We start from the raw sequence: 12718 nt of genomic DNA on the forward strand, positions 1-12718 counted from the left end.
CATCAATCAATTAACAATAGTTCTATGAAGAAAAACCAAAATCAATTAACAAGCCACCTTTTTAAGGCGCTTAGTTTACTACTGGTTTACCTTTTTGCACCTCAACTGCGGGCGCAAGAAGCAACCAATAGTTACAGCTACAGCTTAGAAGAAGCTGTACAACACGCACTACAGTACAACTACTCGGTTATTAACTCGGGTCGTGACGTACAAGCATCTGTAAAGAAGAAATGGGAAACCATTGCTAGTGGTCTACCCCAAATAAGTGCTTCGGGTAATTATCAAAACAATTTTGCTATACAGCAATCTGTCATTCCAGCAGAGCTGTTTGGGGGTAACCCTGGAGAATTTACCGCTGTAGCATTTTCTACAAAACATAGTGCTACCGCAAGCGCTACTCTAGAGCAACTTATTTTTGACGGAAGCTACATAGTAGGCGTTAAAGCAGCAAAAACCTATCTTGATTTCTATGAGACATCGAAAAAGAAAACCGATATAGAAATAAAAGAACAGGTTATTAACGCTTACGGTAATGTATTATTAACTCAAGAAAACATTGCTATTCTTGAAAAAAACAAAGCTACTTTAGAAAAAAACAAATTTGAAATTAATGAAAATTTCAAAAGTGGTTTTAGTGAAGAAGAAGATGTAGAACAAATATCTATAACATTGGCTACCGTTAATAGCTCTTTGAACAACGCAAAGCGTCTTGAGAAGATTACTATCAATATGCTAAAACTTGTATTAGGTATCGACTTAGAAGACAAACTAAATGTTACAGACAAACTAGAAGACCTTACAATGGCAAACCTTGATGTAGCCTTTACAGGAAGTGATTTTAATGTACAGTCTAACATCGATTATAAACTAAGTGCTAATAACCAAGAGCAAAAAAGGTTGTTATTACAACAAGAAAAAAGCAAAGCCTTACCTACACTTTCTACAAGTTTAGCTTTTGGATATAACGGTTATAACGACAAATTTAAGTTTACAAATAAAGACCAAATGTGGTTAGACTATTCTTACCTATCTGTAAATCTTAGTGTGCCTATTTTTAGCAGCTTTGCCCGTAGTGCCAGAACACAACAAGCAAAGATAGCACTAGAACAAGCGCAAACACAGCTTACAGAAACAGAGCAAAATTTAAAGCTACAATACCAACAAGCCGAAAGTGAATATGAGTATAGTGTAGAAGAGTACACAACCTCTAAAAACAATATGAGACTTGCAGAGCGTATTGAAAACAAACAACAAATAAAATTTCGCGAAGGACTTTCATCTAGCTTCGAGCTTTCAGAAGCTCAAAGACAGCTTTATTCGGCACAACAAAGTTACCTTCAAGCTATGTTAAATGTAATAAATACAAAAGCTACCTTACAAAAACTAACTGCTCAATAATTATCAAATAAAACGAAATGAAAAAAATAATATATATATCTGTCCTTTCGCTCCTTGTATTTTCATGTGGCGAAAAATCAAAAGTTAACATTGATGAAACGTTAGAGTCTAACGACCTTACAAAAATCAAAGAATCGCGCGACATAGTACATAGCGAATATGAGAAACTTGGTGCCGACCTAGCGCGCCTTGATGCTGCTATAGACTCACTTAACCCTAATAAAAAGTTACCTTTAGTACAATCGTTAACCATAAAAGATACTGCTTTTACACACTTTATAGAAATACAAGGTAATGTAGACACTAAGCAAAATATTATAATATATCCAGAAATGTCGGGAGTATTACTAAAGCTTAATGTAAAAACAGGGCAAAAAGTATCTAAAGGACAAATATTGGCCACTATAGATGATGGCGGAATAGGCTCGCAAGTGGCACAAGCCAAAGCACAACTTTCGTTAGCACAAACTACTTTTGAAAGACAAAAAAGACTTTGGGATCAAAAAATAGGTTCGGAGATGCAATTCTTAGAAGCACAAACCAATTTAGAAAGTCAGAAAAAAGTTGTAGCACAACTACAATCGCAGCAAGGAAAAACGATTATAAAAGCACCTTTTAGCGGAACTATAGATGAAGTAATGACCGAAAGAGGCAAGGTAGTAAGCCCAGGGCAAGACCTGTTTCGTATAGTGAGTCTTAACGATATGTACGTTAGTGCTACAGTGCCAGAATCTTACCTTGAACAAGTAAAACTTGGTGCTGTTGTAAACGTGTATCTTCAATCAATAGGAAAAACATACAAAGGAAAAGTACGCCAAGTAGGTAACTTTATTAACCCAAGCAACAGAAGCTTTGGTATAGAGGTAGCATTACCAAATCCAGAAAATCTATTACGTCCTAATCAAGTAGCGATACTTAAAATAGAAGACTACACAAATAAAAGCTCTGTATTAGTACCTGAAAACATTATTCAGCAAAAAGCTGGCGGAAGGCTTGTAGTGTATACTGTAGAAAAGAAAGAAGGCAAAAAAGAGCTCGTAGCTATAGAAAATGAAGTAAAAACAGGCTATACATCTGGAGCTTATGTAGAAATAAAATCAGGATTAAAAGTTGGTGACACAGTTATAACCGAAGGTGCAAAAGCAGTAGAAGACGGCACCGAGGTAAAAGTTATTAAATAAAAACAACTCATAAAACCAATATATAATGAGTAACCAAATAAATAAAAGCTTTGGTATATCTACCTGGGCTATAAACAATAAAATGACGGTATATGTTATTACCGCCATACTGCTCTTTGGAGGACTTATCACCTACTACTCAATGCCTCGGGAAAACTTCCCCGAAATTATTGAGACCAAGATATATGTAAGTTCTATAAACCCTGGTAACTCAGCGGTAGATGTAGAGAAACTAATAACAAAGCCTCTTGAAGAAGAGTTTAATAACATATCGGGAGTTACAGAAATAACATCGAATACGCTTGAAGATTATTCGATGATATTAGTAGAGTTTGACGAGGATATAAGCGTTCAAGATGCTAAGCAAAAAGTAAAAGACGAGGTAGATAAAGTAAAGGCTGATACTGAGTGGCCTACTGTAGATGGTGGTGCAAAGGTAGAACCTAATATTTTTGACCTTAATATTGCCGAGGAAACACCTATTCTTAACATTAACCTTACAGGCGATTTTACTTCTGAAAGGCTAAAAGAATTTGCAGAATATCTTGAAGACCGCATAGAGCGTCTACCTCAAATTAAAGAAGCTGCCATTCGTGGTGCCGAAGAAAAAGAGGTAGAAATAGCTGTAGACATGTATAAGATGTCTGCCGCTATGGTAAGCTTTGACGATATTATAAACACCATAAAGTTTGAAAACAAAACTGTGTCGGGCGGTAGCGTAACAAGTAATGGTATTAATAAAAATATTAGGGTAATAGGCGAAATTGATGAGCCTTCGCAGCTTGAAGACATTATTGTAAAGAAAGACAATGGCAATGTATATCTTAAAGACATAGCTACAGTTACCTTTAAAGAGAAAGAAAGAACCACATATGCAAGAGAATATGGCGAGCCCGTAGTAATGCTCGACATTAAAAAGCGAAGTGGTAAAAACATGGTTGAAGCAGTAGATGGTGTAAGAGCCATTGTTACAAAAGCACAAGAAAACTATTTCCCTAAAGGGCTTAAAATTAGTTTTGCTAACGACCAGTCTTCACGTACCATTGCACAAGTAGATGATCTTGTAAACAATATTATTTTTGGGGTATTACTTGTGGTTATTGTACTTATGTTTTTCCTTGGTTTAAGAAATGCTCTTTTTGTGGGTATTGCCATACCACTATCTATGTTCATGTCATACATGATACTAGGAGCAATGGGTATTACATTAAACACTATGGTACTATTTGCTCTAGTAATGGGGCTTGGTATGCTGGTAGATAACGGTATTGTGGTAGTAGAAAACGTATACTCGCTCATGAGTCAGGGTAAGTCGCGAAAGCAGGCAGCTATAGAGGGTATTGGCGAAATCGCATGGCCTATTATAGCCTCTACAGCTACAACACTTGCCGCATTTTTCCCACTAGGTTTATGGCCAGGCACTATGGGTAAATTCATGATTTACTTCCCTATGACGCTTTCTATAGTATTAGGGTCATCATTGTTTGTTGCATTGGTTATTAATGCCATGTTTACCTCTGACTTTATGAAACTGAAGGAGGAAGGAATGACGCGTAAAAAAATGATTCGTATAAGCCTTATATTAGGTATCATAGGGCTAGTTACACTTATCGGAGGCTTTACAACAGGTTCAGGAGCATTAAGAGGAATGGGTAATCTGATGCTTTTCTTTGTAATAATGCTTTGGGTATATAAATTTTTCCTTGTTAAGAGAATGGAACGTTTCCAGAACAATGGTCTTGTATCATTAGAAAATAAGTATAAAGCTTTTCTTGAATATGCCTTAAAAGGTATACGACCAAGGTTTTTCTTTATAGGCACTTTTGGCTTACTTATACTATCGTTTTTTGCTATAGCCATCGTTCAACCTAATGTACTGTTTTTTCCAGAAAATGAACCTAACCAAATTATAGTTTATATCGAGTTTCCTGAGGGCACTGATATTGATAAAACCAATGCATTTACAAAACTTGTAGAAGAAAAAGTATATGCTGTAGCCAACAAATATATTGATGGCAACGAAAACTATATGGTAGAAAGCGCCATAGCACAGGTAGGACAAGGAGCAGGTAACCCACAAACAGATAGTGGGTCTGAGAGTGAAATGCCCCATCGTGGAAAAATAACCCTTACTATGCGCGAGTTTAAATACCGTAAAGGCGTAGAAAGCTCTGACGTGATGGAAGAGGTACGTAAAGCAGTGCAAGGCTATGCGGGTGTATCGGTAATTGTAGAGAAAGATGCTGCAGGACCACCAGCAGGATATCCTATAAACATCGAAATTGCAGGAGAAGACTATGACGAAATGCTTGCTCAAGCCCATAAACTTCGCGATTTTATAAATGAGAAAAACATTCCTGGTATAGAAGAGCTTAAGGTTGATGTAAACAAACAGAAACCAGGTGTAGATGTTAGTGTAGATATAAACAAAGCTGGAGAACTAGGTATTACATCGGGTAAAGTAGGAGAAACTTTACGAAGGGCTATATATGGCGAAAAAGCATCTACCTATAAAGAAGGTAAAGATGATTATGAGATAAATGTAAGACTTGAAGAAAAACAGCGTAACAACAAGAGTATAATATACAATCAGCCAGTTACCTTTAGAGATCAAGCAACAGGTAAGCTCGTACAAGTTCCTATTTCTGCAATAACAAACTCAGAAAACACCGTTACCTATAACATGATTAAGCGAAAAAATCTTAAAAGAGTTATTACAGTATACTCTAATGTACTAGGTGGTTATAACGGTAATGAAATTGTAGAAAAGATAAAAGGAGAGCTTACTAATTATAAAATGCCCGAAGATATAGGGTATGCCTTTACAGGAGAACAAGAAGAACAATCTAAAAATATGAGCTTCTTGGTAAAAGCATTGCTTATTGCATTAGGAGGTATTGTATTAATACTTGTAGCACAGTTTAACTCTATATCTAAGCCAGTTATCATTATGGTTTCGGTATTGTTTAGTTTTGGTGGTGTATTTTGGGGTATGATTATATCTGGAGACGATTTTGTAATTATCATGACAATGATGGGTATTATATCTCTTGCGGGTATTGTAGTAAATAATGCCATTGTACTTATTGATTATACACAGCTACTCATAGACCGTAAACTTGCCGAAAATGGAATGGAAGAAAAGGCATTACTTACTAAAGAAGAATATCGAGAGATTATTGTAGAAGGAGGACGTTCACGTTTAAGACCAGTACTGCTTACAGCTATTACTACAATACTAGGGCTTGTACCACTAGCAGTAGGGCTTAACATAGACTTCTTTAACCTATTTACTGATTATAACCCAAACATCTATTTAGGAGGTGATAATGTAATTTTCTGGGGACCATTAGCAAAAACAGTAATTTACGGACTTATTTTTGCAACATTCCTTACATTAGTAATTGTACCTGTAATGTTTTTCATGCTTCAAAAGTTAAAAATTAGACTTAAAAAGAATCCCGAAAATGTTACTGCATAATACTACTATTGTACTTTAAATACAGAGTAAAGTATCTTACTATTATTATAATTCTAAGTTCCCGATTACAATGTTGTAATCGGGAATTTTTTTTGTTATTAGTAGAGTATCAACTTTAAACTAATACTTGCTATAAATTATTTAAAGGATAGATTCTAGACAGGAAATTAAGAATATCACCCCTTACAAAAGCTCGACAAAGACAAACAAGGGTTATTCGAAACAAAACAAACAATAGCGAATCAACAACCTATATAACAGCACCTTACATCTAAAAAAAGAAAGAAAAAACTAAAATATAAATATAGACAAAGTATAGACAACCACGTTTCATAGGCTTTTTCTATCTAATCATTTTATAAATTGCAGTCGGTAATCCCCCCTTTACCATCTTTATATCGCCCCCAAAACCGTTAAATATGTCTACATTATTAGATTGTATTTTATTCCGTTTAGGTATTTTGAAACGATTTGTTTTCATTTTACCTAAACGAAATAAAGCATTAAAATTATTATATTTTAACTATGTATGTGATAGAGATAGTAATGATACTATTATTATCCGTTACAACTTTGATAATGCTTTATGGTATGAATTTAACGATAAAAAAACATTTGAAAATAGACAAGTAATTTGCCGCCCAGATGATGGGGAAAAAAAGTTGCAACTAACCGTACAAGGGTTATACAATAAATCTAACTACACCATAGTATTACAACCTAATAAAGTAAGTATTTTAGGTATTGTTAACTTTAAAAACAATAATAGATTAATATATAACCATTCAAAAATTAGGTGTTATTAAAACACTTTACACTCATCACATTAAAAGCAAACCTATAAATCAAAGTAAACCCCTTCTCTAAATTAAACACTACACAAACCCTGTTAATAAAAAAACACACACCATTATTTGTAAATCAACATTTTACAAAATTTTATCGCAAATCTTAAAAAATATATTTAAAAACCTCTTGCGGTAATCAAAAAATAGTAGTAATATTGCAGTCTCAAAACCGGTCCTATAGCTCAGTTGGTTAGAGCACCTGACTCATAATCAGGTGGTCCTTGGTTCGAGCCCAAGTGGGACCACTAGTAAACATAAGCCTTACAGAGATGTAAGGCTTTTTTTGTGGATTGAGGTCAAACATAGGTCAAACATTTCTCTTTTTGTAATCACGGTTTTTATTAGTTTTGATTTATGGAAAGTACAGCAGAATTCCCTTTAGCATTTTTTGATTGGTATTTAGAAAACGAAATACAGAGAGACCTAAAAAAGTTTTATACTAATATTACTGAAGAATTGTATTTTAATAATACAGATGAAATAGATAATGTAAATCACATTATTAAAGTCCTTAACATTCATCATGATGAAGTTGCATCAGAGTATATTACTTTTTCTTTTGAACACTCTTCTAAATCAAAGCTGAAGCAGGAAGTTAAAAGAGCTAAAGAGTTCATTGAATTAGGCTTTCAAAAACGCTTTTCTGATAAAAAAGAAGTTAGGGCTTATGCTGATTTTTTAAGAATAAAACTAAACAGTCTTTTTAGTAATAGTGCTTGTAAAGAATTTCCCTTTTTACTCTTGTATTTAGGGCAATTAGATAGCTTGATTGACCAGTATTCAAAACAATCTACAAACTATTCTTACACACCTTCCTTTGTGTTTATAGCAAAGACACCTGAAGAGCAATTATCTAAAATTAAAACTTTATATAAACAGCTTCATGAAAAGCCATCAGTTATCTCTTGTTCACTAGAAGAGTTTATTAATGCCTTTACAGGAAAAGAAATAGACGAAGGCATTAATTGGCTAATTACAGGTAAGAATAAAAATTATGTTAGTAAGCCATCATTACTTTACTTTTTAGACGAGCTTATAGATAACAGATTTTTAAGTCGAAGTATCATAAACGACCTCTATAAATTCATTAGATATGTGTTTAGAGACCATAATGGAAATGAATTAAAAAACCTAAAACAATCTAGAGAAGCTATGTCAGACAATCCAGCTTCTAAAGATAGAATTGACATCATTATTTCTTCACTATAAATATAGCTTTACTATACGGTCAAGGTATGGTAAACTAATGTAAGGTCTTCTTCGCAGTTTCTTTGTTTCAACATTAACAAAAGGATAGTCGGCTATCCATAATTTATTATAATTATGGATTTTATTCAAAATGAAATTAAAGAAATAAAAAAACTTCTTTTAGCTCTAAACATTCAGCAAAAAGAGATTTTAACAATTGAAGATGCTTCGCAGTACTTGGGGTTATCAACCTCTAGGTTGTACAAAATGACAAGTAATAAGGAAATTCCTCATTACAAGCCTGGTGGAAAGAAGATATATCTAAAGCGTTTAGAAATAGACCAGTGGATAACAAATAGTAGAGTTAGTACTGATGATGACTGTGCTTTAGATATGGATAATTATTTGTCTAAACCTTTAGAGAACTAAGGTTATGATAGATATTATAAAATCATATCATAAAACGAAATCAGAATATCAACTTTTTATTACAGAAAGAGATGTTTTTGAAGATGTTAAGAGATTAACTAATCTTAAAACAGGAGAAGTTAATTACCCTATAACTGCATATCAAAATGGAGTTTCAGTTTTAATAGATAAGTATAGAGCATTTATAATTGGTTATTTAAAAAACATCCACCGCTGTATTTCTAAAGGTTATATGCATCAATTTGAAAATTTAACATTTTCGGACTCCCTAAGAGCTATCAAAAACCTTAAAAGTTATATGATTGACTCTGGTGAGACTAAAATATCTAAGATTAGTTATGGCTTTAGTGTACCAACAAAAAAAGCAGGAAAAGATTTAATAAAAATGAACATTCTCATGCACAAATTAAACTATTACAATCATAACAAAAAGAAGAAGAAAAACATAGAGTTAAAGGAATTTGAATACACCAATTATACTATTGGCATTTATGCAAGTAAAAAGAAACTTGGTTTAGAAAATTTTTTAAGTATAAACCTTACGTTAAGTAAGAGTTTAGAACTTAGAAAGATGGGGATTCTAAACGTAAATGACTTAGAAAAAAAGGAAAAGCTAAAACTACTATTTGATTTCTTTATGCTGAGGTTTAACGAGATAATTATTGTAGATAATTATGAAAATGTTAAGGGGAAAGATAAGCTATCACTGGAGAAATATTTAAGTAATAGGTATTGGGAGTCTTTTAATACCCAAAATGGCAGAAAAGCAAAGTATAGAGAAAAGACGAAATTCAATGCATTGATACTTAAGTACAATCTAAATAAAGAAAAACTAAATCTAGAAAGTGAACTAAGGAAAGCTTTTAGTGTATTCATTTCCAACTAATAATGCGACATTTTATCAACCATTATAGTATATGTAATATATAGTTGAGAAAATGTCGCATACTTAAAATCATAATTATGGCAAGTATTAATATAACCTTAAGAAGTAAACCTAATAAGAAAAACGAATTTCCAGTAATACTAAGAATAGTTAAAGATAGAAAGTCTAAGCTAATCTCTTTAGGGATGCTTTGTGAAAAGGAAGATTGGGATTCTAAAAAGAACGAGTTTAAAAAAACATATGCTAACGCCTCACAGAGAAATAGAGTGTTATTAAAGCTACAAGAAAAAGCATTAAAAATAATAGATGAATTTGCATTAGATGACATTGACTTTACTTTAAATCAATTTGAAACTAAGTTTAGGGGGCGTAAATCTTCCAGTGTAACTGTCTCCGAATTTTGGAAAGAAAAAATAAATGATTTCATAAAAGCAGGAAGGATAGGTAATTCAAAACCATATAAAGACACTTATAACTCGTTTTTTAAATTCCATAAGAACAAAAATATTTTGTTTAGAGAAGTCACACCAGCTTTTCTAGATAAGTATGAAACCTTTTTAAGGAGTAATAATAATTCCAATGGAGGTATTGGTATAAAAATGAGAACTATTAGAGCTTTATATAACTATGCTATTAAAAGTGGAATTGTAGATGAAAAATACTATCCGTTTAAGATTTATAAAATTTCAAAGTTTAAAGCTAAAGGGGTTAAAAAAGCATTGATTAGAGATGAAATGAAGTTGATGGAAGCTATTAATACCCAGAAATATCCGCATTTGATTAACACTAAGAACTACTTGGTTTTTAGTTATTACATGGGAGGAATGAACTTTGTTGATATGATGAAATTGAAATGGGATAATATTCAAGGTGATAGAATTCAATATATACGTTCTAAAACCAAAGGTAAGTTTACAGTTAAAATGTTAGAGCCTGTAAAGCAAATTATAGCTTATTACAAAGCTCAGAATAGACCAACAAAATATGTGTTTCCAATTTTACTAAAAGAAGACTTATCACCAGTACAAATAGACAACAGGAAGCATAAAACATTAAGACGATTTAATAAGCAACTCAAAGAGATAGCTGAAATTCAAGGTTTGGAACAAAATGTAACATCTTATGTTATCAGACACAGCTTTGCTACTAACTTAAAGTTTGCAGGTATTTCAACTGATGTTATTGGGAGGTCTATGGGGCATGCTGATGTGAGTATTACACAAGCCTACCTTAAGGAGTTTAAAGATGATATAATTGATGATGCAATGTCAAAACTTTTAGAAGAACCCATATTACAATATGCATCTTAAAACTATATGAAAAGACTCTCATTTTATGAGGGTCTTTCTTCATTATATACTTAATCTATTCAGATTAATCTTTACTAATACAAATTAATATTAACCTTCAAAAACATAAGATTATGCAATTAAGAAAATCAGAAAGACAACAAGCAAAAATTAAAATGGCTCTACAAGGTTCATCAGGTTCAGGCAAGAGTTTAAGCTCACTTTTACTTGCTAAAGGACTAACTAATGACCAACTGGATAAAGTGGCTGTAATTGATACAGAAAATGGCTCTGCTGACCTTTATGCTCATTTGGGTAACTACAATGTATTACCGTTACAACCACCTTATACACCAGAGAAATTTATAGAAGCTATAACTGTTTGTGAAGAGGCAGGAATGGAAGTGATAGTGCTGGATTCCATCTCTCAAGTATGGGATGAGCTTTTAGATTACCATTCAAAACTACCTGGGAATTCTTTTGCTAATTGGAGCAAGGTTACACCTAGACAAAAAGCATTTATAAATAAGATTTTACAATGTGATGCACATGTTATAGCTACAATGAGAACAAAACAGGATTATGTACTACAGCAAAAAGATGGAAAGTATGTTCCTGAAAAAGTTGGTCTTAAAGCTGTACAAAGAGATGATGTTTCCTATGAGTTTACCATTGTATTTGATATAGATATTAAGCACTTTGCAATAGCGAGTAAAGACAGAACTAACTTGTTTTCAGGTAGACCAGAATTTATGATAAATACTTCTACAGGTAAACGGATTTTAGAGTGGTGTACTTCACCTGTAAAAGAAGAAGATGTAAAACAGCGAATAGAAGAGTGTTTGTCTGTTAGTCAGTTAATGGAGCTATACAAAGAGTATCCTAGTTTTCAGTTGCCATTAAAAGCTTTGTATCAAGCTAAAAAAGATTTATTAGAAAAATTAGTTAACCCACAAAATTTTAGTCAAAATGGAAATAGTATCAGTAACAGAGCTTAACAAGCAACGTCAAGGAGTATTTAATTATCCTGAAGGTATTCCTGAAATTGTGCATCCTTTGCAAATACCTTCAAAAAATAAAGTATATCAACATAACCCATTTATAGAGGCTAACACAAAAGAGGTTAGCCTTTCTACTTTAAAACATGAATGTATCATTCCTGTATTCAGTAAGGATAATGAGAAGACATTAGCGCATCAAGAGTTTATAGAGATAGCTCAAGACTGTATTGGTAAGGTGTTTTCACATCATACAATTGAAGTGCCAGAGGTTAGAGTTTCTCATCAAATTAAAGGCAGAACTGCTGATGCTATTTACAAGCCAGTAAAAGAGCTTTTAGAACATGAGAAAACACAGTACTTTGAAAGAATGGCATTTATCATTAGAATACCATCTATTACAGAAAACATAAATGGTCATGATGTTTCATTAACTGTTGGAGGTGTTAGAGCTTACAATCAAGAAAACTTGTATAACAGAAAAACTTATGAGAAATTTAAGTTCTTTATAGGTTTTCAGAATATGGTGTGTTGTAACCTATGTATTTCTACAGATGGTTATCAAGATGAAATGCGAGTAGGAAACTATTCTGAATTACAGTCTAAAATCATGGATTTAATAGAGAACTATAATGCACAATCTCATTTACAGGAAATGAAGCAACTATCTCAACATAATTTAACTGAACAGCAATTTGCTCAGCTTATAGGTAGAGCAAGGTTATATAACTTTCTGCCTAAAGAAGAAAAGACTCTAATTCCAGAATTAATGCTTAATGATGGACAAATTTCTACAGTAGCTAAAGACTATTATTTAGATGATAGCTTTTGTAGAAATGAGAATAGAGATATTAACCTTTGGAATGTATATAATCTCTTCACAGGAGCTAATAAAAGCTCTTATATAGACTCTTTTCTATCAAGAAATGTCAATGCCTTTGATTTTACTCAAGGTCTGGCAAATGCTATCAATGGTGATTCTAAACATCGTTGGTTTTTGAGTTGAGTAGAACCCAATCT

General features: G+C 32.7%; 10 protein-coding genes and 1 tRNA gene. All 11 read left to right on the forward strand.

The features are described 5' to 3' along the window. The first annotated feature begins 24 nt into the window (after positions 1–24). The 11 genes from DVK85_RS04380 (at position 25) to DVK85_RS04430 (ending at position 12704) form a co-directional block, all read left to right on the forward strand. A complete protein-coding gene (locus tag DVK85_RS04380) occupies positions 25–1398 on the forward strand; it encodes a TolC family protein (RefSeq protein ID WP_114677270.1) in 1374 nt (457 codons plus the stop codon). 17 nt (positions 1399–1415) lie between these two features. Beyond that, the gene (locus DVK85_RS04385; protein ID WP_114677271.1) at positions 1416–2579 is read left to right on the forward strand and encodes an efflux RND transporter periplasmic adaptor subunit; all 1164 of its coding nucleotides are present in this window, start codon (positions 1416–1418) and stop codon (positions 2577–2579) included. A 25-nt stretch (positions 2580–2604) separates the two neighbouring features. Beyond that, positions 2605–6060 carry an efflux RND transporter permease subunit gene (locus DVK85_RS04390; protein ID WP_114677272.1) on the forward strand — a complete coding sequence of 1152 codons (3456 nt, stop codon included), beginning with the start codon at positions 2605–2607 and terminating at the stop codon, positions 6058–6060. A 419-nt stretch (positions 6061–6479) separates the two neighbouring features. Continuing rightward, positions 6480–6866 (forward strand): hypothetical protein, encoded by a 387-nt coding sequence (locus tag DVK85_RS04395; RefSeq protein WP_114677273.1) that lies wholly within the window; start codon positions 6480–6482, stop codon positions 6864–6866. 213 nt (positions 6867–7079) lie between these two features. Continuing rightward, positions 7080–7153 (forward strand) — tRNA-Ile (locus tag DVK85_RS04400). 109 nt (positions 7154–7262) lie between these two features. After that, positions 7263–8117 (forward strand): hypothetical protein, encoded by an 855-nt coding sequence (locus tag DVK85_RS04405; RefSeq protein WP_114677274.1) that lies wholly within the window; start codon positions 7263–7265, stop codon positions 8115–8117. A gap of 114 nt (positions 8118–8231) precedes the next feature. Continuing rightward, the gene (locus DVK85_RS04410; protein WP_114677275.1) at positions 8232–8525 is read left to right on the forward strand and encodes a helix-turn-helix domain-containing protein; all 294 of its coding nucleotides are present in this window, start codon (positions 8232–8234) and stop codon (positions 8523–8525) included. Positions 8526–8529: 4 nt separating this feature from the next. Further along, the gene (locus DVK85_RS04415) at positions 8530–9411 is read left to right on the forward strand and encodes a hypothetical protein (protein WP_114677276.1); all 882 of its coding nucleotides are present in this window, start codon (positions 8530–8532) and stop codon (positions 9409–9411) included. 77 nt (positions 9412–9488) lie between these two features. After that, a complete protein-coding gene (locus DVK85_RS04420) occupies positions 9489–10721 on the forward strand; it encodes a site-specific integrase (protein WP_114677277.1) in 1233 nt (410 codons plus the stop codon). A gap of 113 nt (positions 10722–10834) precedes the next feature. Further along, positions 10835–11698 carry an AAA family ATPase gene (locus DVK85_RS04425; RefSeq protein WP_114677278.1) on the forward strand — a complete coding sequence of 288 codons (864 nt, stop codon included), beginning with the start codon at positions 10835–10837 and terminating at the stop codon, positions 11696–11698. Further along, the gene (locus DVK85_RS04430) at positions 11670–12704 is read left to right on the forward strand and encodes a DUF3871 family protein (protein WP_114677279.1); all 1035 of its coding nucleotides are present in this window, start codon (positions 11670–11672) and stop codon (positions 12702–12704) included. Before DVK85_RS04425 ends, DVK85_RS04430 begins: the two co-directional genes overlap by 29 nt. The last annotated feature ends 14 nt before the right edge of the window (positions 12705–12718 follow it).

This window comes from Flavobacterium arcticum, assembly GCF_003344925.1.
GTDB classification, from domain to species: Bacteria; Bacteroidota; Bacteroidia; order Flavobacteriales; family Flavobacteriaceae; genus Flavobacterium; species Flavobacterium arcticum.

What these genes read in the sequence shown, in the direction of transcription:
- DVK85_RS04380 (WP_114677270.1), top strand. Translation starts at nt 25, where the DNA reads ATGAAGAAAAACCAAAATCAATTAACAAGCCACCTTTTTAAGGCGCTT.
- DVK85_RS04385 (WP_114677271.1), top strand. Translation starts at nt 1,416, where the DNA reads ATGAAAAAAATAATATATATATCTGTCCTTTCGCTCCTTGTATTTTCA.
- DVK85_RS04390 (WP_114677272.1), top strand. Translation starts at nt 2,605, where the DNA reads ATGAGTAACCAAATAAATAAAAGCTTTGGTATATCTACCTGGGCTATA.
- DVK85_RS04395 (WP_114677273.1), top strand. Translation starts at nt 6,480, where the DNA reads ATGTCTACATTATTAGATTGTATTTTATTCCGTTTAGGTATTTTGAAA.
- DVK85_RS04405 (WP_114677274.1), top strand. Translation starts at nt 7,263, where the DNA reads ATGGAAAGTACAGCAGAATTCCCTTTAGCATTTTTTGATTGGTATTTA.
- DVK85_RS04410 (WP_114677275.1), top strand. Translation starts at nt 8,232, where the DNA reads ATGGATTTTATTCAAAATGAAATTAAAGAAATAAAAAAACTTCTTTTA.
- DVK85_RS04415 (WP_114677276.1), top strand. Translation starts at nt 8,530, where the DNA reads ATGATAGATATTATAAAATCATATCATAAAACGAAATCAGAATATCAA.
- DVK85_RS04420 (WP_114677277.1), top strand. Translation starts at nt 9,489, where the DNA reads ATGGCAAGTATTAATATAACCTTAAGAAGTAAACCTAATAAGAAAAAC.
- DVK85_RS04425 (WP_114677278.1), top strand. Translation starts at nt 10,835, where the DNA reads ATGCAATTAAGAAAATCAGAAAGACAACAAGCAAAAATTAAAATGGCT.
- DVK85_RS04430 (WP_114677279.1), top strand. Translation starts at nt 11,670, where the DNA reads ATGGAAATAGTATCAGTAACAGAGCTTAACAAGCAACGTCAAGGAGTA.